General features: G+C 59.1%; 17 protein-coding genes and 4 tRNA genes. 19 read left to right on the top strand and 2 right to left on the bottom strand.

Annotated features, from left to right (window positions below; genetic code table 11):
• Nucleotides 1–2: 2 nt before the first annotated feature.
• The 18 genes from leuD (at nt 3) to F8N85_RS18400 (ending at nt 17,943) form a co-directional block, all read left to right on the top strand.
• Complete coding sequence (leuD, locus tag F8N85_RS18485) at nt 3–647, top strand: 3-isopropylmalate dehydratase small subunit (RefSeq protein WP_150804978.1); 645 nt, start codon at nt 3–5, stop codon at nt 645–647.
• Nucleotides 648–789: 142 nt separating this feature from the next.
• The gene (locus F8N85_RS18480; RefSeq protein WP_150804977.1) at nt 790–1,557 is read left to right on the top strand and encodes a class I SAM-dependent methyltransferase; all 768 of its coding nucleotides are present in this window, start codon (nt 790–792) and stop codon (nt 1,555–1,557) included.
• A gap of 65 nt (nt 1,558–1,622) precedes the next feature.
• Nucleotides 1,623–2,705: a 3-isopropylmalate dehydrogenase gene (gene leuB, locus F8N85_RS18475; protein WP_150804976.1), complete on the top strand. Its 1,083-nt coding sequence runs from the start codon at nt 1,623–1,625 to the stop codon at nt 2,703–2,705.
• A gap of 69 nt (nt 2,706–2,774) precedes the next feature.
• The gene (gene asd, locus F8N85_RS18470) at nt 2,775–3,887 is read left to right on the top strand and encodes an aspartate-semialdehyde dehydrogenase (protein WP_150804975.1); all 1,113 of its coding nucleotides are present in this window, start codon (nt 2,775–2,777) and stop codon (nt 3,885–3,887) included.
• A 284-nt stretch (nt 3,888–4,171) separates the two neighbouring features.
• A complete protein-coding gene (locus tag F8N85_RS18465) occupies nt 4,172–5,182 on the top strand; it encodes an aspartate-semialdehyde dehydrogenase (protein WP_150804974.1) in 1,011 nt (336 codons plus the stop codon).
• Nucleotides 5,183–5,377: 195 nt separating this feature from the next.
• On the top strand, nt 5,378–8,149 hold the full coding sequence (locus tag F8N85_RS18460) for a FimV/HubP family polar landmark protein (protein ID WP_150804973.1): 2,772 nt from the start codon (nt 5,378–5,380) through the stop codon (nt 8,147–8,149).
• 276 nt (nt 8,150–8,425) lie between these two features.
• Nucleotides 8,426–9,280, top strand: coding sequence for a tRNA pseudouridine(38-40) synthase TruA (gene truA, locus F8N85_RS18455; RefSeq protein ID WP_150804972.1), 855 nt, complete (start codon nt 8,426–8,428; stop codon nt 9,278–9,280).
• Between the two features lie 63 nt (nt 9,281–9,343).
• Nucleotides 9,344–9,976 (top strand): phosphoribosylanthranilate isomerase, encoded by a 633-nt coding sequence (locus F8N85_RS18450; protein WP_150804971.1) that lies wholly within the window; start codon nt 9,344–9,346, stop codon nt 9,974–9,976.
• A gap of 281 nt (nt 9,977–10,257) precedes the next feature.
• Nucleotides 10,258–11,178: an acetyl-CoA carboxylase, carboxyltransferase subunit beta gene (accD, locus tag F8N85_RS18445; protein WP_150804970.1), complete on the top strand. Its 921-nt coding sequence runs from the start codon at nt 10,258–10,260 to the stop codon at nt 11,176–11,178.
• Nucleotides 11,175–12,482, top strand: coding sequence for a bifunctional tetrahydrofolate synthase/dihydrofolate synthase (folC, locus tag F8N85_RS18440; protein ID WP_150804969.1), 1,308 nt, complete (start codon nt 11,175–11,177; stop codon nt 12,480–12,482). The genes accD and folC overlap by 4 nt, the downstream gene beginning before the upstream one ends.
• Nucleotides 12,466–13,107, top strand: coding sequence for an SPOR domain-containing protein (locus F8N85_RS18435; protein WP_150804968.1), 642 nt, complete (start codon nt 12,466–12,468; stop codon nt 13,105–13,107). The genes folC and F8N85_RS18435 overlap by 17 nt, the downstream gene beginning before the upstream one ends.
• 166 nt (nt 13,108–13,273) lie before the next feature.
• Nucleotides 13,274–13,834 (top strand): CvpA family protein, encoded by a 561-nt coding sequence (locus tag F8N85_RS18430; protein WP_150804967.1) that lies wholly within the window; start codon nt 13,274–13,276, stop codon nt 13,832–13,834.
• Nucleotides 13,835–13,875: 41 nt separating this feature from the next.
• Complete coding sequence (purF, locus tag F8N85_RS18425) at nt 13,876–15,381, top strand: amidophosphoribosyltransferase (protein ID WP_150804966.1); 1,506 nt, start codon at nt 13,876–13,878, stop codon at nt 15,379–15,381.
• Between the two features lie 30 nt (nt 15,382–15,411).
• Nucleotides 15,412–16,623 carry an O-succinylhomoserine sulfhydrylase gene (locus tag F8N85_RS18420; protein ID WP_150804965.1) on the top strand — a complete coding sequence of 404 codons (1,212 nt, stop codon included), beginning with the start codon at nt 15,412–15,414 and terminating at the stop codon, nt 16,621–16,623.
• 11 nt (nt 16,624–16,634) lie between these two features.
• Entirely contained in the window at nt 16,635–17,396 is a 762-nt protein-coding gene (locus F8N85_RS18415) for an SDR family oxidoreductase (RefSeq protein ID WP_191636205.1), read from the top strand.
• A gap of 159 nt (nt 17,397–17,555) precedes the next feature.
• Nucleotides 17,556–17,631, top strand: a tRNA-Val gene (locus F8N85_RS18410).
• A 56-nt stretch (nt 17,632–17,687) separates the two neighbouring features.
• Nucleotides 17,688–17,764 (top strand) — tRNA-Asp (locus tag F8N85_RS18405).
• Between the two features lie 102 nt (nt 17,765–17,866).
• Nucleotides 17,867–17,943 (top strand) — tRNA-Asp (locus F8N85_RS18400).
• A gap of 316 nt (nt 17,944–18,259) precedes the next feature.
• Here F8N85_RS18400 and F8N85_RS18395 read toward each other — a convergent pair.
• Nucleotides 18,260–19,543, bottom strand: coding sequence for an NAD(P)/FAD-dependent oxidoreductase (locus F8N85_RS18395; protein WP_150804963.1), 1,284 nt, complete (start codon nt 19,541–19,543; stop codon nt 18,260–18,262).
• A 183-nt stretch (nt 19,544–19,726) separates the two neighbouring features.
• Here F8N85_RS18395 and F8N85_RS18390 point away from each other — a divergent pair.
• Nucleotides 19,727–19,803: transfer RNA gene (locus F8N85_RS18390), tRNA-Val, on the top strand.
• Between the two features lie 1,376 nt (nt 19,804–21,179).
• On the opposite strand, the gene F8N85_RS18385 is transcribed toward F8N85_RS18390, so the two are convergent.
• The gene (locus F8N85_RS18385; RefSeq protein WP_150804962.1) at nt 21,180–21,530 is read right to left on the bottom strand and encodes a hypothetical protein; all 351 of its coding nucleotides are present in this window, start codon (nt 21,528–21,530) and stop codon (nt 21,180–21,182) included.
• Nucleotides 21,531–21,736 lie beyond the last annotated feature (206 nt).

Below are 21,736 nucleotides of genomic sequence, written 5' to 3'. Positions count from 1 at the left end.
TCATGAGAGCATTTACCCAGCACACTGGTCTTGTCGCGCCGCTGGACCGTGCCAACGTCGACACCGACCAGATCATTCCCAAGCAGTTCTTGAAGTCGATCAAGCGCACCGGCTTCGGCCCGAACCTGTTCGACGAGTGGCGTTACCTGGATGTCGGCCAGCCGTACCAGGACAACTCCCAGCGCCCGTTGAACAAGGATTTCGTGCTCAACGCCGAACGTTATCAAGGTGCCAGCGTGTTGCTCGCCCGGGAAAACTTCGGCTGCGGCTCCAGCCGCGAACATGCGCCGTGGGCCTTGGAAGAATACGGTTTCCGCAGCATCATCGCTCCGAGCTATGCCGACATTTTCTTCAACAACAGCTTCAAGAACGGCTTGCTGCCGATCATCTTGAGCGATGCTGAAGTCGATGAGCTGTTCCAGCAGGTTGAAGCGACTCCTGGCTACCAGTTGCAGGTTGATCTGCAAGCACAGACCGTGACCCGTCCTGATGGCAAGGTGTTGAGCTTCGAGATCGACGCATTCCGCAAGCATTGCCTGCTCAACGGCCTGGACGATATCGGCCTGACCCTGCAGGACCACGAGGCGATTGCTACGTTTGAAGCCAAGCACCGTGCTAGCCAGCCGTGGTTGTTTCGCGACGCGTGATGGTTTGATGTGATCGCTGAAAAGATCGCAGGCTTCGCCAGCTCCTACATTGGATTCGCGTACACCTGTAGGAGCTGCCGCAGGCTGCGATCTTTTGATCTTCAACCAGGCAACACAAGACTCACCCTAAAAGGAAGTCACCATGACCAGCGGTCCCCAGCACAGCCAGGTAGTCCAAAAGCAATTCGGTGAGCAGGCCTCGGCTTATCTGAGCAGTGCCGTGCACGCTCAAGGCACCGAATTTGCGCTGCTGCAGGCTGAATTGGCCGGGCAGGGCGATGCCCGAGTGCTGGACCTGGGTTGTGGCGCCGGTCACGTGAGTTTCCATGTAGCGCCGCTGGTCAAAGAAGTGGTGGCCTACGACTTGTCTCAGCAGATGCTGGATGTGGTCGCCGCTGCGGCAGTAGACCGCGGGCTGAGCAACGTTTCCACCCAGTTGGGCACCGCCGAGCGCCTGCCGTTCGCCGATGGCGAGTTCGATTTCGTCTTCAGCCGTTATTCGGCACACCATTGGAGCGATCTCGGCCTGGCCCTGCGGGAAGTGCGGCGAGTGCTCAAGCCGGGTGGGGTGGCCGCGTTCATCGATGTCTTGTCGCCGGGCAGTCCATTGTTCGACACTTACCTGCAAAGCGTCGAGGTACTGCGCGATACCAGCCACGTGCGCGATTATTCCGCCGGTGAGTGGTTGCGCCAGGTCAGCGAGGCGGGGTTGCATACCCGCAGCACCACGCGCCAGCGGTTGCGCCTGGAGTACAACTCCTGGGTCGAGCGGATGCGCACACCGCAAGTGATGCGCGCCGCGATCCTTGAGTTGCAGCAGTCCATGGGCAATGAAGTGCGCGAATATTTCGATATTGAGGCCGATGGTTCGTTCAGTACGGATGTACTGGTGCTGATGGCTGAACGATAAGCGCCGAACGCTAGAATTTTTCCAGGTGTGCCCGCGGGCACGCCGACAGATGAAATGAGGAAAGCATGAGCAAGCAGATTCTGATTCTCCCAGGTGATGGTATTGGCCCGGAAATCATGGCCGAAGCGGTCAAGGTGCTGGAACTGGCCAACGACAAATACAACCTGGGTTTCGAGTTGAGTCATGACGTGATCGGCGGCGCAGCCATCGACAAGCACGGCGTGCCCCTGGCTGACGAAACCCTGGCCCGAGCTCGTGCGGCCGACGCGGTACTGCTCGGCGCCGTGGGCGGTCCGAAATGGGACACCATCGAGCGCGACATTCGCCCTGAGCGTGGCTTGCTGAAGATTCGTGCGCAACTGGGCCTGTTCGGCAACCTGCGCCCGGCGATCCTTTACCCGCAACTGGCCGAGGCCTCGAGCCTGAAGCCGGAAATCGTCGCTGGCCTGGATATCCTGATCGTCCGCGAACTGACCGGCGGCATCTATTTCGGCGCCCCGCGTGGCGTGCGCGAGCTGGAGAATGGCGAGCGTCAGGCCTACGACACGCTGCCCTACAGCGAAAGCGAGATTCGTCGCATCGCCCGTGTCGGTTTCGACATGGCGCGAGTACGTGGTAAAAAGCTGTGCTCGGTGGACAAGGCCAACGTACTGGCCTCCAGCCAGTTGTGGCGTGAAGTGGTCGAGCAAGTGGCCAAGGACTACCCGGACGTCGAGCTGAGCCACATGTATGTGGACAACGCCGCGATGCAGTTGGTGCGTGCACCGAAGCAATTCGACGTGATCGTCACCGACAACCTGTTTGGCGATATTCTGTCCGACCAGGCGTCGATGCTCACCGGTTCCATCGGCATGCTGCCGTCGGCATCCCTGGACACCAACAACAAGGGCATGTACGAGCCGTGCCACGGTTCGGCGCCGGATATCGCTGGCAAAGGCATTGCCAACCCGTTGGCGACCATTTTGTCGGTGTCGATGATGCTGCGTTACAGCTTCAATCTGCAGGATGCGGCCGATGCCATCGAGAAAGCCGTGAGCCTGGTGCTCGATCAGGGCCTGCGCACTGGTGACATCTGGTCGGCCGGTTGTACTAAAGTCGGTACGCAGGAAATGGGCGACGCAGTAGTCGCCGCGCTGCGGAATCTGTAATCTCTTGGGCCCGCTGCAACTTTCAACCTTGAAAGCAGCGGCCCACTTTTTCAAGAAGGTGTAGTTGCGATGAAACGTGTAGGTCTGATCGGTTGGCGCGGTATGGTCGGTTCCGTGCTCATGCAGCGGATGCTGGAAGAGCAGGATTTCGATCTTATCGAGCCGGTGTTTTTCACCACTTCCAATGTCGGTGGCCAAGGCCCGTCCGTGGGCAAGGACATTGCTCCGCTCAAGGACGCTTACAGCATTGAAGAGCTGAAAACCCTCGACGTGATTCTGACCTGCCAGGGTGGCGACTACACCAGCGAAGTGTTCCCGAAACTGCGCGAAGCCGGCTGGCAGGGTTACTGGATCGACGCCGCTTCCAGCCTGCGCATGCAGGATGACGCGGTGATCGTGCTCGATCCGGTGAACCGCAAGGTGATCGACCAGCAGCTCGACGCCGGGACCAAGAACTACATCGGTGGCAATTGCACCGTCAGCCTGATGCTGATGGGCCTGGGTGGCCTGTTCGAAGCCGGCCTGGTGGAATGGATGAGCGCCATGACTTATCAGGCGGCCTCCGGTGCCGGCGCGCAGAACATGCGCGAACTGATCAAGCAGATGGGCGCAACCCACGCCGCAGTTGCCGATGAACTGGCCAACCCGGCCAGCGCGATCCTCGACATCGACCGTAAAGTGGCCGAAGCCATGCGCGGCGAAGCCTATCCAACCGAGAACTTCGGCGTGCCCCTGGCCGGCAGCCTGATCCCGTGGATCGACAAGGAACTGCCGAACGGTCAGAGCCGCGAAGAGTGGAAGGCCCAGGCCGAGACCAACAAGATCCTTGGTCGCTTCAAGAGCCCGATTCCGGTCGATGGCATCTGCGTGCGGATTGGCGCGATGCGCTGCCACAGCCAGGCGCTGACCATCAAGCTGAACAAAGACGTGCCGATCACTGATATCGAAGGGCTGATCAGCCAGCACAATCCATGGGTCAAGCTGGTGCCGAACCAGCGTGAAATCAGCATGCAGGAGCTGAGCCCGACCAAGGTCACCGGTACCCTGAATATCCCGGTGGGCCGTCTGCGCAAACTGAACATGGGGTCGCAGTTCCTCGGTGCCTTCACCGTCGGCGACCAACTGCTGTGGGGCGCGGCCGAGCCGCTGCGTCGCATGTTGCGGATTCTGCTCGAGCGTTGATTTATTGACGTAATGAAAGAACCCGTGCCTTGAAAGAGGTGCGGGTTTTTTCTTTGTGAAGGCGATGAGCTTTTTGTAGCAGCTGGCGAAGCCTGCGTTCGAGGACGTAGTCCTCGTGAATCAGAACACCTTGATCTTCCTGAAAGACCGCGCTCTCAGGTTTTACGACCGCTGCGCGGCCGAACGCAGGCTGCGCCAGCTGCTACGGGGGATTTCGCCGTTAATTGCCTGCGTGCCAACCACCCGGTAAAGTGCCGCTCCCCCGTTTCGCCTGAGGTAGCAACATGAGCCAGTCCTTTGATATCGCTGTGATCGGCGCCACCGGTACTGTCGGCGAAACACTCGTCCAGATTCTCGAAGAGCGCGATTTCCCTGTCGCCAACCTGTACTTGCTGGCCAGCAGCGAGTCCGCCGGGCATTCGGTGCCATTTCGCGGCAAGAACGTGCGGGTGCGGGAAGTCGACGAATTCGACTTCAGCAAGGTTCAACTGGTGTTTTTTGCTGCCGGCCCCGCGGTTACCCTGAGTTTTGCGCCGCGTGCCACGGCGGCCGGTTGTGCGGTGATCGATTTGTCCGGCGCGTTGCCTGCTGCGCAAGCACCGCAAGTCGTTCCGGAAGCTAATGGCCAGGTGCTGGCCGGGCTGAAAAAGCCGGTCCAACTGAGCAGCCCAAGCGCATCAGCCACGGTGCTGGCAGTGGTGCTCGCCCCATTGCGCGGTTTGCTCGACATTCAGCGAGTCACCCTGACCGCCAGCCTGGCAGTCTCCTCTCAAGGTCGCGAAGCCGTTAAAGAGTTGGCCCGGCAAACCGCCGAACTGCTCAACGTCCGCCCCCTGGAGCCGCGATTCTTTGATCGGCAAATGGCTTTCAATCTGCTGGCGCAGGTCGGCACGCCGGATGCCCAAGGCCACACCTTGCTGGAAAAGCGCCTGGTCAAGGAGCTGCGTGAGGTCCTGGCAGAGCCTTCGTTGAAGATTTCTGTAACCTGCATTCAAGCCCCGGTGTTTTTCGGCGATAGCTTTAGCGTGACCTTGCAGTCAACGGCGGCTGTCGATCTGGCAAAGGTCAACGCTGCGCTGGGCGTTGCGCCTGGTATTGAACTGGTTGAAGCCGGTGATTACCCGACGGCAGTCGGTGATGCGGTGGGGCAGGATGTGGTCTATGTCGGCCGGGTTCGGACCAGCGTCGACGACCCGGCGGAACTTAATCTGTGGCTGACGTCAGATAACGTACGCAAGGGCGCAGCGCTAAACGCTGTGCAGTTGGCTGAGTTGTTGATAAAAGACCTGCTGTAAAAGATACTTGGCAACAATTTGCTGAATGATTCTAGCTGAGCGCTATGCTTGGCTTGGAGCCGCCGTTTGCGGCTTCCACTGGCATGAACGAAATAATCCCGTGCAGGTTGCCTTCATTGCTCTGCGCAACGCCTTAGGGCGGCGGCTACTAGACCTTCTCGCAGGCCGAGGAGTGTTCAAACAAAGGAAGAGGCTATGGTTCAAGTTCGCAAACTGGTGCTGGCAATTGCGGCCGCCTCGGCGCTGTCCTCTGGTGTGGCGCAGGCGCTTGGGCTCGGGGAATTGACCCTGAAGTCGACTCCGAACCAACCGCTGATGGCAGAAATCGAACTGCTCGATGTCAAGGATCTCACCGCTGCCGAAGTGGTGCCGAGCCTGGCCTCGCCAGAAGAATTCGCCAAGGCCGGTGTCGATCGCCAGGCGTTTCTCAACGACCTGACCTTCACCACCGAGCTCAATTCCAGTGGCAAAAGCGTGTTGCGCGTGACATCGAGCAAGCCGCTGTCCGAACCGATGGTCAAATTCCTGGTGCAGGTGATGTGGCCCAATGGCCGCTTGCTGCGCGATTACAGTGTGCTGCTCGACCCTTCGAAGTTCTCGCCACAAACCGCCGAGGCCGCTGCTCAGCCCGCACCGGCTAAAGCCGCCGCTGGCAAGTCGGCGCAATACACCACGACTGCCCGCGATACCCTGTGGGAAATCGCCGCGAAGGCCCGCAACGGCGCCTCGATCCAGCAGACCATGCTGGCGATCCAGGCAATGAACCCCGATGCCTTTATCGACGGCAATATCAACCGCCTGAAAACCGGCCAAGTGCTGCGTTTGCCGGATTCGGCACAGAGCACCAGCCTGCCGCAACCCCAGGCCATTGCCGAAGTGGCTGCACAAAACACTGCCTGGCGTCAGGGTCGTCGGTTGGTCGCCCGACCGCAGCAACTGGATGCCACCAAGCGTGGGCGTGGCGATGCCGCACCCGGGCAGGTAGCCAGAGATAATTTGAGTCTGGTTTCCGCCGAGTCCGGTAAAGCGCGCGGCAAAGGCGCCGCGGGCGACACACAGGCGCTGAACAACAAGCTCGCCGTCACCCAGGAAAGTCTCGATACGACCCGGCGTGACAACGCTGAGTTGAAAAACCGCATGACCGATCTACAAAGTCAGCTGGACAAGCTCCAGCGCTTGATCGAGCTGAAGAATAATCAGTTGGCCAAGCTGCAGGCCGAAGGTCCGGGCGCTGCTCAGCCTGCAGCGCCGATGTCGGCTGAGTTGGCCGCTGATCCTCAGGCTGCTGCAACGCCGCCGGCAGAAGCGACAGCCGATGCTGCCACGCCAGCCGCTGTACCTGCCGAGGCACCGATTCAAGGCGCGAAGCCGCCTGCAGAAGAAGCCAAATTCAATGAGCTGCTGACCAATCCATATCTGATGGGGCTGGTCGGTGGTGGTGCCGTGGTGGTGCTGCTCTTGTTGCTGTTGCTGGCCCGTCGTCGCAAGGCACAGCAAGAAGCGGAAAAGCATCTGCGCATGGCCCGGGCCTTGGCCGAAGAGCCGGAGTTTTCTGCTGATCTGGATCTGGATCTGCCATCCAACAGCTTCGACCACATTGAAATTTCACCGCCAAGCGTCAAGCTCACGCCAGCGCCAGCGCCAGCGCCAGCTCCAGTTCGAGCGCCCATCGCTCCAGTCGTGGTTGTACCGCCGATTGCCGCACCTTTGGTGGCGCCGGCAGCCGAGCGCTCGGACGACGTTCTGGTGCAAGCGCAATCGCACATCCAGCGCGGCGCCCTGAATCAGGCTGCGGACCTGCTGCAAGGCGCGATCAAGCAAGAGCCGCAACGCAGTGACTTGCGCTTGAAGCTGATGGAAGTCTATGGCGAGCAGGGCGACCGTGATGCCTTTGTCGCTCAAGAGCGTCAGTTGGTAGCCAATGGCAAGAATTACGCAGAAGTCGAACAGCTGAAAAGTCGTTTCCCAGCGATGGTTGTAGTGGCGGCCGCCACCGGTATTGCTGCTGCTGCGGCGGCTGCCGAGCTGGACGCACAATACGTCAAGGACCTGTTGCAGGAAGAGCCCGAGGCGCCAGCACCGGACGCTGTTACAGCGGCGGATGAAATCGATAGCGACTTTGATCTGAGCCTGGATGAGCTCGAGGCGCCAGCACCGGTCGCTGTTGCAGCGGCGGATGAAATCGATAGCGACTTTGATCTGAGCCTGGATGAGCCCGAGGTGCCGGCGCCAGCCGCTGTTGCAGCTACGAATGAGTTTGATAGCGACTTTGATCTGAGTCTGGATGACCTGGAAGCGGCTTCTCCAGCGATAATTACGCCAGAGCCGACACCCGAGCCAGAGCCAGAGCCAGAGCTTGATGCCTTTCCAGCGGACGATGACTTGAGCTTCGAAGCGGTTTTGCAACAGCAGACCGAAGCGAAAGAAAGTCTGGAAGACTTGTCGGAGTTCGATCTTGACCTGGGTGCCGATATGCCGGCCGAGACCCTGGCCGATGACGAATTCCTGCTGAGTCTTGAGGATGAGCTGAAAACACCGGCAGTGACTGCGGCCCCGACAATGAACGAGACGCCACTCGATGATCTGGACCTGCTGGATGATTTCGATTTGTCGTTGGCCGATGAAATCGATGCGCCAGCCGAGCCGGATGCATTTGCTGCCGAGTTGAATGACGTCAACGCCGAGCTGGATCGACTGTCGCAAAGTCTTGAGCAGCCGCCTATTGCCGAGCCGTTTGCCGAACCCAGCTTCACCGCCGAGGACGCAGCGGCCACCGCCGACGACGAACTGGAGTTCGATTTCCTTTCGGGCACCGACGAAGTGGCTACCAAGCTGGACCTGGCCCAGGCTTACATCGACATGGGCGACAGCGATGGTGCGCGGGACATTCTCAGTGAAGTCCTCAGCGAGGGCGATGACGGTCAGAAGAGCGAAGCCAAGGAACTGTTGGCGCGCTTGGCCGGGTAAATCGTAAGTGCTTTGACGACAACGGCAGCCATTGAGGCTGCCGTTTTTGTTTCAAGGCGGGGTGTGTTGTTGTCTGGGACGCCTCCTTCGCGGGCAAGCCGCAATGCCCCCGTAGGCATTGGGGCAAACCCGCTCCCACAAAGGATGGCGTGCGCCCCGAAAAGATCGCAGCCTGCGGCAGCTCCTACGGGGTTTGCAGACGCCTTATATGTATGGCGTCCAAGGCCCGTGGCCGTATAATGGCCGCCTTTGCGCAAATCAGCAGGCTGTAAGTCCTTGGCAAATATAGATAACGCGGCCGCCGAAAGGGCGGCCGCAGGCTTTTCCAGAATCGCTCTGGGTGTTGAATACAAGGGTTCGCGTTATTGCGGTTGGCAGCGTCAGGCTTCCGGCGTACTGACGGTGCAGGAAACCCTTGAAAATGCCCTGTCCAAAGTTGCCGATTCGCCGGTATCGCTGATGTGCGCCGGGCGTACCGACGCCGGTGTGCATGCCTGCGGGCAAGTGGTGCACTTCGATACCCGGGCCGAACGCTCGATGAAGGCCTGGGTCATGGGCGCCAACATCAATTTGCCCCATGACATCAGCGTGAGCTGGGCCAAGGTCATGCCGGCGGATTTCCATGCGCGCTTCAAGGCGATTGCCCGGCGCTACCGTTATGTGATCTACAACGACCAGATTCGTCCGGCGCATTTGAATCAGGAAATTACCTGGAACCATCGCCCGCTGGACGTGCAGCGCATGGCCGCAGCCGCAGAACATCTGGTCGGGACTCACGATTTCAGTGCGTTTCGCGCCGGCCAGTGCCAGGCCAAGTCGCCGGTCAAGAAGCTCCACCACCTGCGAGTCACCCAGCACGGCAAGATGATCGTGCTGGATATCCGCGCCGGCTCCTTCCTGCACCATATGGTGCGCAACATCGCCGGGGTGCTGATGACCATCGGTGCCGGTGAGCGTCCGGTGGAGTGGGTCAGGGAAGTGCTCGAAAGCCGTGTTCGTCGAACCGGTGGGGTCACGGCGCATCCGTACGGGCTGTATCTGGTGCAGGTCGAGTACCACGACGAATTCGAACTGCCGGAGCGCTTCATCGGTCCACATTTCCTTACCGGTTTCTCGGAACTTGACGGCTGACGCCCGGAAAAGCATTTGTTACCATCCGGGACTTTCCCGGAGAAGTCCTGAGGTTCAAACGACATGTCAGCCGTTCGCAGCAAGATTTGCGGGATTACCCGCATAGAAGATGCGTTGGCAGCGGTCGAAGCCGGGGCGGATGCCATTGGTTTGGTGTTTTACGCCAAAAGCCCGCGGGCAGTGAATGTGCAGCAGGCGCGGGCGATCATCGCCGCGTTGCCGCCCTTCGTGACCACTGTTGGCCTGTTCGTCAATGCCAGCCGTTGCGAGCTCGGTGAGATCCTCGATGCGGTGCCGCTGGATCTGTTGCAGTTTCACGGCGACGAAACGCCGGCCGATTGCGAAGGCTACCACCGGCCCTACATCAAGGCGTTGCGGGTCAAGGCCGGCGATGACATCGCGGCCGGTTGCAAGGCTTACACGAGCGCCAGCGGGATCTTGCTCGATACCTATGTCGAAGGCATTCCCGGCGGTACGGGCGAAGCCTTTGACTGGTCGCTGGTGCCGCAGGGCTTGAACAAGCCGATTATCCTTGCTGGCGGCCTGACGGCGGACAATGTGGCTGAAGCCATCGCCCGGGTCCGCCCCTATGCGGTGGACGTCAGCGGCGGGGTGGAGCAGAGCAAGGGGATCAAGGATCACGCGAAGATTCGAGCGTTTATGCAGGCCGTACGCAGTAGTACCTGGCCGATGTGACGGCTGGCAGTCTGCCGCCGTCCAACACCACTGTACAAAAAAGCTGGCGCAGTCGTACAAAAACGGTCCGACACCGTCGCTGGACAGGCCGAAATCCAAGTGGCAACCGCTCTGGAGCGAGTTGTCGAGAGGGCTGAGGAACGATTCGCTACAGGCAGGTCAAGCCTCGCGCTGACCGCGGCAGCGGATGGATCATCGCCGCACACATGAATTTAGCTCAAGGGCATACTCGGGGCTTCGAACGTACAGCGTTCGGGCCGCCGGTACTGGAGAAAGAAAGCATGAGCAACTGGTTGGTAGACAAACTGATCCCTTCGATCATGCGTTCCGAGGTGAAGAAAAGCTCGGTGCCTGAAGGTCTTTGGCACAAATGCCCGTCCTGCGAGGCCGTGCTTTATCGCCCGGAGCTGGAAAAGACCCTGGACGTTTGCCCCAAGTGCAACCACCACATGCGCATCGGCGCCCGCGCCCGCATCGACATCTTCCTCGACGCTGAAGGCCGTGCCGAGCTGGGTGCCGACCTGGAGCCGGTTGATCGCTTGAAATTCCGCGATGGCAAGAAATACAAGGATCGCCTGACCGCGGCCCAGAAGCAGACCGGTGAGAAAGACGCGTTGATCTCCATGAGCGGTACCCTGCTGGGCATGCCGGTAGTGGTATCGGCCTTCGAGTTCTCCTTCATGGGCGGCTCGATGGGTGCCATCGTTGGCGAGCGTTTCGTTCGTGCCGCCAACTACGCGCTGGAAAACCGTTGCCCGATGATCTGCTTCGCTGCTTCCGGCGGTGCGCGGATGCAGGAAGCGCTGATTTCCCTGATGCAAATGGCCAAGACTTCGGCGGTTCTGGCGCGTCTGCGTGAAGAAGGCATTCCGTTCATCTCCGTATTGACCGACCCGGTCTACGGTGGTGTTTCCGCCAGTCTGGCCATGCTTGGCGACGTGATCGTCGGTGAGCCTAAAGCCCTGATCGGTTTCGCCGGCCCACGCGTGATCGAGCAGACCGTCCGTGAAAAGCTGCCGGAAGGCTTCCAGCGCAGTGAGTTCCTGCTGGAACACGGCGCCATCGACATGATCATTGCCCGTCAGGAACTGCGTCCGCGTCTGGGTAACCTGTTGGCGCAATTGATGGGCGTGCCGACCCCGGTGTTCGTGGCTGCGGCCATCGAGCCGATCGTGGTTCCACCGGTGCCTGCAAACATATGACCGAACGTACCCTTGGCGACTGGCTCGCCTACCTTGAGCAACTGCATCCGTCGGCCATCGACATGGGCCTTGAGCGCTCGCAAGAGGTCGCGTCGCGGATGGGTCTGGGCAAGCCCGCGGCTCGGGTGATCACGGTTACGGGTACCAACGGCAAAGGTTCTACCTGTGCGTTCGTGGCGTCCTTGTTGCGAGCCCAGGGGCTCAAGGTCGGCGTCTACAGCTCGCCGCACCTGCTGCGTTACAACGAGCGGGTCCAGATCAATGGCGTCGAAGCCACGGATGCCGAGCTGTGCCAGGCCTTCGTCGCGGTCGAGGCCGGACGTGGCGAAATCTCCCTGACGTATTTCGAGATGGGCACCCTGGCGGCGTTCTGGCTGTTCCAGCGTGCCGGTCTGGATGCGGTGGTGCTGGAAGTCGGCCTGGGTGGGCGCCTTGATGCGGTCAACCTGGTCGATGCCGACCTCGCGCTGGTCACCAGCATCGGCGTCGATCACACGGACTATCTAGGTGATAGTCGCGAGTCGGTAGCCTTCGAAAAGGCCGGCATCTTCCGCCAGGACGCGCCGGCGCTGTGCGGCGATCTCAATCCTCCTCAACCACTGCTGGACAAGGCCCGCGAGCTGGGCTGCCGGTTTTTCCTGCGCGGGCGCGATTTCGACCTCGGTATCACTGATCAAAACTGGCAATGGCGCGGCCTTGATGCACAGGGCCAGGCGGTTGAACTGCATGATTTGCCGTTGCTCGATCTGCCCATGGAAAACGCGGCACTGGCGTTGCAGGCTTACCTGCTGCTCGGTTTACCCTGGCAGGCGGAGCAGATTGTCGAGGCGTTGAAACAAACTCGAGTCGTCGGGCGCCTGGATCGACGTCAGGTCGACTGGCACGGCAAACGCCTACACTTGCTGCTGGATGTGGGCCACAACCCGCATGCCGCCGAGTATCTGGCCCATCGCCTGGCCCGTCGTCCATTGGTCGGCAGGCGCCTGGCGGTGTTTGGTTTGCTGGCGGACAAGGATCTTGACGGAGTGCTCGCCGAGTTGAGTGCTAGTGTCCAGCAGTGGGCTGTCGCTGCGCTGGATACTGCGCGCAGTCGTCCGGTCGCGGATCTGCAGGCGGCCTTGCAGAACCTTGGTGCGTCCGTGACGTCCTATGAAAGTGTCACCGCCGCGCTGGAAGGGCAGTGTGCGCAAGCGACGGCCGAGGACGAAATTCTGCTGTTCGGATCATTTTATTGTGTTGCCGAGGCTCTCCAATGGCTGGCCCGGCGCTCCACGGAGGAGGCTGCAGATGGCTTTGCTGAATAACGCTTACAAGCAGCGTATGGTCGGGGCCCTGGTTCTGGTGGCATTGGCGGTGATCTTTTTGCCAATGCTGTTCTCCCGTCAGGATGAGCAGCGCCAGATAACCGTTGACGCCCCGGCCGCACCTCAAGCGCCGGCCATGCCGCAGGTTCAGGTCGAACCGGTGGTCGTGCCCGAGCCGCAAAGCTTGCCGCAGGAACCGGTTCCAAGCGATGAGGAAATTGCCCAGGAGCAGCCGTCGATGCCAATTGCGCCGGCTGTGCCGGTCGCTCCTGCGCCGCCGGTCGCCGTCAGCAAGCCTGTCGCGCCGCCTGCTCCCAAGTCGTCCGCCCAGCCTGCCGGATCGGCAAAACCGGATGTGAGCCAAAGCCGTGTCGACGCCAATGGCCTGTCGGTCAGTTGGTCGGTGCAGTTGGCCAGTCTTTCCAGCCGGGAAAGTGCCGAGAGCTTGCAAAAAAGCCTGCGCAGCCAGGGTTATAACGCCTACATCCGTTCCGCCAACGGCAAGAATCGGGTATTCGTCGGGCCGCTCATCGAGCGTGCCGAAGCCGATCGCCTGCGGGACTTGCTCGGTCGTCAGCAGAACCTCAAGGGTTTTGTGGTGCGTTTCCAGCCGGAACGCGGCTGAAGGATTTGAGTGCGCGGTATTCGTAGCGGCCTGTGTCCGGCTCCGCTACACGTTGGCGATAGGTCAACGCTATCGCACTGATTTGAAATGCACTGACAATCGCAGCTTACCGACAGGCATGCGCTTCTGCTAAAATGCGCCGCCTTATCTGTCTGTAGGCTGAACTGTGCCATTTACCTGGGTTGACTGGGCGATCGTTGCAATCATCGCCATCTCCGCTTTGATCAGTTTGAGCCGCGGCTTCGTCAAAGAAGCACTGTCGTTGCTCACCTGGATCATCGCAGGGGTCGTAGCCTGGTTATTCGGTGGCTCATTGTCACAGTACCTCGCCGGATACATCGAAACACCTTCGGCTCGCGTGATCGCGGGCTGCGCCATCATGTTTGTCGCCACCTTACTGGTAGGCGCAATGATCAATTATCTTATCGGCGAACTGGTCCGTGTCACCGGCCTGTCCGGGACCGACCGGTTTCTCGGCACGGCCTTCGGCGCAGCGCGTGGCGCGTTGCTGGTGGTCGTGGCGGTCGGGCTGTTGAGCCTGGGGCCGGTACAGCAGGACGGGTGGTGGCAAGAGTCACGGCTCGTGCCAAAATTTCTATTGGTTGCAGACTGGTCCAAAAACCTGATCCTCGGGTGGAGCAGTCAGTGGCTTGCCAGCGGAATCAGCGTACCCGCTGATATACCGTTCAAGGAGCACCTCTTGCCGACGGCCAAAACGCCTCAGTGAGTTGTGTTCAGTTCAGATCCATTAAGTAGGGGTTGCGTCGCATGTGTGGCATCGTCGGTATCGTCGGTAAGTCGAACGTCAATCAGGCGCTGTATGACGCGCTAACCGTCCTCCAGCACCGCGGCCAGGACGCTGCCGGTATCGTGACCAGCCATGACGGCCGGTTATTCCTGCGCAAGGACAACGGCCTGGTCCGTGACGTGTTCCATCAACGTCACATGCAGCGCCTGGTCGGCCACATGGGCATTGGCCATGTGCGTTACCCGACCGCGGGCAGCTCGACTTCGGCCGAAGCCCAACCGTTTTACGTCAACTCGCCTTACGGCATCACCCTGGCGCACAACGGTAACCTGACCAACGTTGAGCAACTGGCCAAGGAGATTTACGAATCTGACCTGCGCCACGTCAACACCAACTCCGATTCGGAAGTCCTGCTCAACGTGTTCGCTCACGAACTGGCCCAGCGCGGCAAGTTGCAGCCAACCGAAGAAGACGTGTTCGCCGCGGTCACCGACGTGCACAACCGTTGCGTCGGTGGTTACGCGGTAGTCGCGATGATCACCGGTTATGGCATCGTCGGTTTCCGTGACCCGAACGGCATCCGTCCGATCGTCTTCGGTCAGCGTCATACTGACGAAGGCGTCGAGTACATGATCGCCTCCGAAAGCGTTTCCCTGGACGTGCTCGGTTTCACCCTGATCCGCGACCTGGCGCCGGGCGAAGCGGTCTACATCACTGAAGAGGGCAAGTTGCATACCCGTCAGTGCGCGATCAACCCGAAACTCAGCCCATGCATCTTCGAACACGTCTATCTGGCGCGCCCGGATTCGATCATCGACGGGGTTTCGGTGTACAAGGCTCGTCTGCGCATGGGTGAGAAGCTCGCCGACAAGATCCTGCGCGAGCGTCCGGATCACGACATCGACGTGGTCATCCCGATTCCCGACACCAGCCGCACTTCGGCACTGGAACTGGCCAACCACCTGGGCGTGAAGTTCCGCGAAGGGTTCGTGAAGAACCGCTACATCGGTCGGACCTTCATCATGCCGGGCCAGGCTGCACGGAAAAAATCCGTACGCCAGAAGCTCAATGCCATTGAACTCGAATTCCGCGGCAAGAACGTGATGCTGGTGGACGACTCCATCGTTCGCGGCACCACCTGCAAGCAGATCATTCAGATGGCCCGTGAAGCGGGTGCGAAGAATGTCTACTTCTGCTCGGCGGCCCCGGCGGTTCGCTACCCGAACGTCTACGGCATCGACATGCCAAGCGCTCACGAACTGATCGCGCACAATCGCACCACCCAGGACGTCGCGGATCTGATCGGCGCTGACTGGCTGGTCTACCAGGACCTGTCGGACCTGATCGAAGCGGTCGGCGGCGGCAAGGTCAAGATCGACAACTTCGACTGCGCGGTGTTCGACGGCAAGTACGTGACCGGTGATATCGACGAGGCTTACCTGAACAAGATCGAGCAAGCGCGCAACGATGCCTCAAAGGTCAAGACTCAGGCTGTCAGCGCGATCATCGACCTGTACAACAACTGATTTAGATATCAAGACTAAGGAGTAGGCAGCATGAGTCAGGATTGGGATGCCGGTCGGCTGGACAGCGACCTAGACGGCGTAGCTTTCGATACCCTGGCCGTGCGCGCCGGTCAGCACCGAACGCCGGAAGGTGAGCACGGTGATCCGATGTTCTTCACCTCCAGTTACGTGTTCCGCACGGCTGCCGATGCGGCTGCGCGGTTCGCCGGTGAAGTACCGGGCAACGTCTATTCGCGTTACACCAACCCGACAGTGCGGGCGTTCGAAGAACGCATCGCCGCGCTGGAAGGTGCCGAGCAAGCGGTCGCCACTGCCACGGGCATGGCGGCGATCCTCGCGGTGGTCATGAGCTTGTGCAGCGCCGGCGATCATGTGCTGGTGTCGCGCAGTGTATTCGGCTCGACCATCAGCCTGTTCGACAAGTATTTCAAGCGTTTTGGTATCGAAGTCGATTACGTGCCCCTGGCGGAGTTGTCCGGCTGGGATGCGGCCATCAAGGCCAATACCAAATTGCTGTTCGTAGAATCACCGTCCAACCCGCTGGCCGAGCTGGTGGATATCGCGGCTTTGTCCGAGATTGCTCATGCCAAGGGCGCGCTGCTGGTGGTCGACAACTGCTTTTGCACGCCAGCGTTGCAACAGCCGTTGAAACTGGGTGCCGACGTAGTGGTGCATTCGGCCACCAAGTTCATCGATGGCCAGGGCCGTTGCATGGGCGGCGTGGTCGCCGGTCGCAGCGAGCAGATGAAGGAAGTGGTGGGTTTCCTGCGTACCGCCGGGCCGAGCCTGAGTCCGTTCAATGCCTGGATATTCCTCAAGGGGCTGGAAACCTTGAGCCTGCGTATGCGTGCTCATTGCGCCAATGCGCAGATCCTGGCCGAGTGGCTGGAACAGCAGGACGGTATCGAGAAGGTGCATTACGCCGGCCTCAAGAGTCATCCGCAGCATGAGCTGGCCCTGCGTCAGCAGCGCGGCTTCGGTGCGGTGGTGAGTTTCGAGGTCAAGGGCGGCAAAGACGGCGCCTGGCGCTTTATCGATGCGACCCGACTGATTTCGATCACGGCCAACCTGGGTGACAGCAAAACCACCATCACCCACCCGAGCACCACCTCTCACGGCCGTCTGGCGCCGCAGGAGCGTGAGGCGGCGGGGATTCGTGACAGTTTGATCCGGGTTGCAGTCGGTCTGGAAGATGTCGGCGACTTGCAGGCGGATCTGGCCCGTGGGTTGGCTGCCTTGTGATCGAGATGTCCATGGCGGCGGGTAGCAGCACCCATGGTCGTGTCGCGCTGGTCACCGGCGCGGCGCGTGGCATTGGTCTGGGGATTGCGGCCTGGCTGATCAGCGAAGGCTGGCAGGTGGTGCTGACGGACCTGGATCGGGTGCGTGGCTCAAAGGTGGCCAAGGTCCTCGGTGACAGCGCCTGGTTCATCAGCATGGACGTGGCGGACGAGCGGCAAGTCGCCCTGGGCGTTGCCGAGGTGCTCGGGCAGTTCGGGCGCCTGGATGCGCTGGTGTGCAATGCGGCGGTGGCCGACCCGCACAACATCACCCTGGAAAGCCTTGATCTGGCTTACTGGAATCGCGTTCTGGCGGTAAACCTCAGCGGACCAATGCTGTTGGCCAAGCATTGCGCGCCCTACCTGCGTGCTCATGCGGGGGCCATCGTCAATCTGGCCTCGACCCGGGCCGGGCAGTCAGAACCTGATTCAGAGGCTTATGCGGCGAGCAAGGGTGGATTGCTGGCGCTGACCCATGCCTTGGCGATCAGTCTTGGTCCGGAGATCCGGGTCAATGCGGTCAGCCCCGGCTGGATTGATGCCCGAGACCCGTCTGTGCGTCGTGCCGAGCCGCTGACGGACGCCGATCATGCTCAGCACCCGGCGGGGAGGGTAGGGACTGTGGAAGACGTGGCGGCGATGGTGGCCTGGCTGCTGTCGAAGAATGCAGGGTTTGTCACCGGCCAGGAGTTTGTGGTCGATGGCGGCATGACCAAGAAGATGGTCTACCTGTAGGAGCGCAGCTTGCTCGCGATGCGGTTTGTGCGAGGGGGCGGTTCGAATGAAAGGCTGGTTCGGAAAGATGACTGATTTTGTCTTTTTCATAAAAACTTCAAGCAGGCTATTGACTTAGCTTCGATACCTGCGTAAATTTCGCGGCCTCAACGAAGCAAAGGGTGATTAGCTCAGCTGGGAGAGCATCTGCCTTACAAGCAGAGGGTCGGCGGTTCGATCCCGTCATCACCCACCACTTCTTGAGAGTTTTGCGAAAGCAAGACGGAAGCTGTTAAAAGCCTCCACCGACGCGCAGCGGTAGTTCAGTCGGTTAGAATACCGGCCTGTCACGCCGGGGGTCGCGGGTTCGAGTCCCGTCCGCTGCGCCATATTTTCCAGATCGGGTTTACCCGGTTTGAGATTGAAAAGCCTCGAAGCTTTCCAGTCAGACGATTTCAAAGGTTCAAATGGGCGCAAGTCCAAAGCGATACGCAGCGGTAGTTCAGTCGGTTAGAATACCGGCCTGTCACGCCGGGGGTCGCGGGTTCGAGTCCCGTCCGCTGCGCCATATCTGCCTCAAGGCCCACTGAACGCCTTGAAGCTACGAAGAAAGCCGCTGGCTTCTTCTGATTGATAGCAAAAACCCTGGTCGAAAGACCGGGGTTTTTTGTATCTGGAATTTGGCTTTCCCTTGCCTGCTGTTCTATACGCAATCTGGCCGGTCAGCATTGGGCGCCCCCAAAAGATCGCAGCCTGCGGCAGCTCACACACCATTGCAGGTGTACGCGGTCGGCGTAGGAGCTGGCGTAGCCTGCGATCTTTCCTGCGGGCACCACCATCGCAAAGATCAAAAGATCGCAGCCTGCGGCAGCTCCTACGGGGAATCAGAAACCGTACTTGTCCCGCAGGCCGTAATACCAGGCACCTAATGCGGCGAATGGTGTGCGAAGCAATTGTCCGCCAGGGAACGGGTAGTGGGGCAGGTCGGCAAAGGCGTCAAAGCGCTCTGCCTGACCGCGCAGGGCTTCGGCCAGGACCTTGCCTGCCAGGTGCGTGTACGTCACGCCATGGCCGCTACAGCCTTGCGAGTAGTAGATGTTGTCGCCGAGGCGTCCGACCTGAGGAAGTCGCGACAGGGTCAGCAGGAAGTTGCCGGTCCAGGCGTAATCGATCTTCACATCCTTGAGCTGCGGGAAAGCCTTGAGCATCTTCGGTCGAATGATCGCTTCGATGTTCGCCGGATCCCGTGCGCCATAGACCACGCCACCGCCGAAAATCAGCCGCTTGTCACCCGAGAGGCGGTAGTAGTCGAGCAGGTAGTTGCAGTCTTCGACACAGTAGTCCTGCGGCAGCAGGCTTTTAGCCAATTCATCACCCAGCGGTTCGGTAGTGATGACCTGGGTACCGCAAGGCATCGACTTGGCCGCCAGCTCCGGAACCAGATTGCCCAGGTAGGCATTGCCGGCGACGATGATGAACTTGGCCCGGACTTTACCCTGGGGCGTATGGACTACCGGACTGGCCCCGCGCTCGATGCGGATGGCCGGCGACTGTTCGTAAATGGTCCCGCCCAGCGACTCCACCGCAGCGGCTTCGCCAAGGGCAAGATTGAGCGGGTGCATGTGCCCGCCGCTCATGTCGAGCATGCCACCTATGTACTGATCACAGGTCACCACTTCGCGTATGCGGCGTTGGTCGAGCATTTCCAGCTGGGTGTGGCCATAACGCTCCCAGAGGCGCTTCTGCGACTCCAGATGGCCCATCTGCTTGGCGGTGATCGCAGCGAACACCCCGCCGTCCTTCAAGTCGCACTGAATCTGATACTTGGCCACACGCTCACGAATGATCCTGCCGCCCTCGAACGCCATCTGCCCGATCAGTTGCGCCTGTTTGGGCCCGACGCTGCGCTCGATCACATCGATATCGCGGCTGTAACTATTGACGATCTGGCCACCATTGCGCCCCGAGGCGCCGAAGCCGACCTTGGCCGCTTCCAGGACAGTCACCCGAAAACCGTTCTCCAGCAGAAACAGCGCACTGGAGAGGCCGGTGTAGCCGGCACCAATCACACAGACGTCAGTCTCTACGTCATCCTGCAGCAATGGACGTGGCGTTACCGCGTTAGCCGATGCGGCGTAATAGGAATCCGGGTAGGGGGTGTTCGCCATCCTGTTGCCTCTGTTTAATATATTTTACGAGTGCATCGATCCTACCTGAGTTGAAAAACGGCCGCCAGCCAGCGAAAAATCTTGTTTGTTGCGCCGAAATTAAAAAATTCGCATATTCATAGGCTTAGCCGCAAAAAAGGTGTTGACACCCCTCCGGAATTCCGTAGAATGCCGCCACACAGCAGGCACGTAGCTCAGTTGGTTAGAGCACCACCTTGACATGGTGGGGGTCGTTGGTTCGAGTCCAATCGCGCCTACCAAACAAAATCCGCTCTGCTGGGCGGTGTGAAGGGGAATCCGAAAGGGTTCCCCTTTTTCTTTGCCTAAGAAAACGTTCACAATCTACAGGCCTCATTCACACACAGCAATGTGAATGACGATTCTCTCTGAGCTGTGTTCACACAAACATTTGTGAATGACTCTACCTAACCTATTGATGCGTAAGGCTTGAGCACTATCTTGTCTAGGTGGTGGTACGTTCGCAAGCTCACTCCCATGCCCGTTGTTCGTGCCTCACAAGGGCAGGCTTTCTAACCAACTGAGCTACGTGCCTGCTGTGTGTCGATAGACGCCTATCGGCCACGCTCTACACCCAACGCCATGTGTTGAATCATGAACGCTCTGAGTGACGCTGTAGGAGTTCCTGTGAGGGTTTGTTTAACAGGGGGAGCAGGGGGTTAGGGGGGAGGTGCTTATGTATGCAATGTGGATCATGAATTTCTAGCGGAAACTCAAGATGTCGAAGTAACATCACCCCGTTGAAGGTGCGAAGGTAGCGTTATGAATCCGGTGGGTATATTTAAGGCGGTTGCTGTCGCTTGGTCGGGCCGAAGATTTGGGAATCAAGTTGCTGACTATTTGTGTGTGAACAGGCGTCTGTTTCACAGTGCCATTGAGTTGGGTGGGCTAAGCAAGCATCTTATTTTATTGGGGTTGGCGTCCAAGGCTAATCAGCCTGTGGGAGATACGGCAGCTCTCGTAAGTGGGTACTTGATTGACGGGCTTGGAGATATGCGGGCTGCATTCGGAGAACAGCAATTGATACTGAGCGCGATAAAAAACGTTCAGATGTTTCGGGGGGAGGTTGAGGGATTCGATCCGTTCGAGCTGATAACCGCTGTTCCGTATATCAGGGGAGTGGCTTTCCGTGCTACTCGATAAATTTCTATATGTGTATTGACATGTTGTTTTTGTGCTGTTATAAGTCTGAGCGTAGGCAAACGGGCCTGTCACTTGTGACTAACTGTACGTCTCAGAGAGTGAGGCGCTGGTGGGATAGTAACTAGTTCTCGCGAAGCCTTTAATGGTGTAGTTGAACGGTGAAGGCTCATCGGACATTGGGAGGATGGTTGGTAGAACTCCCCCGCTATACACCAGCGAATAGGTGTAGGCTTATCCCTTCTGGCTTGGTTAGGAGGGCAGGTTACTGGTAGCTGAACTATCAGGCACAGCAGGCGTCAGCCCCTGTGAAGAACGGCCAATGTGGCAACGCATTGAGCACCCCAAAGGGGCATCTAGGAACCTCCTAGAAACAGCGCGTAACGCTCTCTATGCCCTAGCTATGTCCATTCCTCACCAGTTTAAATCTGGTCAGTAGCGTTAGAAGCCATTACACCCCCTCTCTGTTAATAAATATCTATTTGTTCCCTACAAGGCTCAGTCTCTGCACGTCAGCCTGGTATTCGTCAGCAATCCGCTTACTAATTGCTACTTCACGCTCAACATCAGACTTACGAGGGCGTCCTACTGGTCTGACGCTACCAGTTACCTTAAGCATCTCCTTAACGGCTGCAATGTTCCCATTGACTAGCTCCTGTTTCAATATCTCAATGGACTTATCATGCCAGTAGATACGGTGTTCCTCCTTCCATCCTTGCTCATCAGCATATGTATCAAGCGTTAGCATAGAGATGTCTAGGCGTTTGGCTAGGTCACAGTGTGAATTGGTCTCAATGTATTCGGTCTTATCTTTATCAGTCAGGTTCATGGTGTTCTCTGTCTTGTATGTTGAATTGTAATTATCAAGGTGATTGAATAACAGATGATGTTAAGGGCTATGGCTAGAATGCTGTAGTTCTGCATGATCTGTAGGATGAGTAACTGTGTATACTGTAAGCATAATAGTAATGTTAAAAGGTAGGTCATTGTTTATGGGTAGGAGAAGGTCAGTTCCTAAACGTCACTGCGTGACAG

This window comes from Pseudomonas fluorescens, from assembly GCF_902497875.1.
GTDB lineage: Bacteria > Pseudomonadota > Gammaproteobacteria > Pseudomonadales > Pseudomonadaceae > Aquipseudomonas > Aquipseudomonas fluorescens_BR.
This window is presented reverse-complemented; position numbering and strand designations above follow the sequence as displayed.

Excerpts from the sequence above, each read along its gene's own strand:
- leuD (WP_150804978.1), top strand. The coding sequence starts at position 3 with ATGAGAGCATTTACCCAGCACACTGGTCTTGTCGCGCCGCTGGACCGT.
- F8N85_RS18480 (WP_150804977.1), top strand. The coding sequence starts at position 790 with ATGACCAGCGGTCCCCAGCACAGCCAGGTAGTCCAAAAGCAATTCGGT.
- leuB (WP_150804976.1), top strand. The coding sequence starts at position 1,623 with ATGAGCAAGCAGATTCTGATTCTCCCAGGTGATGGTATTGGCCCGGAA.
- asd (WP_150804975.1), top strand. The coding sequence starts at position 2,775 with ATGAAACGTGTAGGTCTGATCGGTTGGCGCGGTATGGTCGGTTCCGTG.
- F8N85_RS18465 (WP_150804974.1), top strand. The coding sequence starts at position 4,172 with ATGAGCCAGTCCTTTGATATCGCTGTGATCGGCGCCACCGGTACTGTC.
- F8N85_RS18460 (WP_150804973.1), top strand. The coding sequence starts at position 5,378 with ATGGTTCAAGTTCGCAAACTGGTGCTGGCAATTGCGGCCGCCTCGGCG.
- F8N85_RS18450 (WP_150804971.1), top strand. The coding sequence starts at position 9,344 with ATGTCAGCCGTTCGCAGCAAGATTTGCGGGATTACCCGCATAGAAGAT.
- accD (WP_150804970.1), top strand. The coding sequence starts at position 10,258 with ATGAGCAACTGGTTGGTAGACAAACTGATCCCTTCGATCATGCGTTCC.
- folC (WP_150804969.1), top strand. The coding sequence starts at position 11,175 with ATGACCGAACGTACCCTTGGCGACTGGCTCGCCTACCTTGAGCAACTG.
- F8N85_RS18435 (WP_150804968.1), top strand. The coding sequence starts at position 12,466 with ATGGCTTTGCTGAATAACGCTTACAAGCAGCGTATGGTCGGGGCCCTG.
- purF (WP_150804966.1), top strand. The coding sequence starts at position 13,876 with ATGTGTGGCATCGTCGGTATCGTCGGTAAGTCGAACGTCAATCAGGCG.
- F8N85_RS18420 (WP_150804965.1), top strand. The coding sequence starts at position 15,412 with ATGAGTCAGGATTGGGATGCCGGTCGGCTGGACAGCGACCTAGACGGC.
- F8N85_RS18415 (WP_191636205.1), top strand. The coding sequence starts at position 16,635 with ATGGCGGCGGGTAGCAGCACCCATGGTCGTGTCGCGCTGGTCACCGGC.
- F8N85_RS18395 (WP_150804963.1), bottom strand. The coding sequence starts at position 19,543 with ATGGCGAACACCCCCTACCCGGATTCCTATTACGCCGCATCGGCTAAC.
- F8N85_RS18385 (WP_150804962.1), bottom strand. The coding sequence starts at position 21,530 with ATGAACCTGACTGATAAAGATAAGACCGAATACATTGAGACCAATTCA.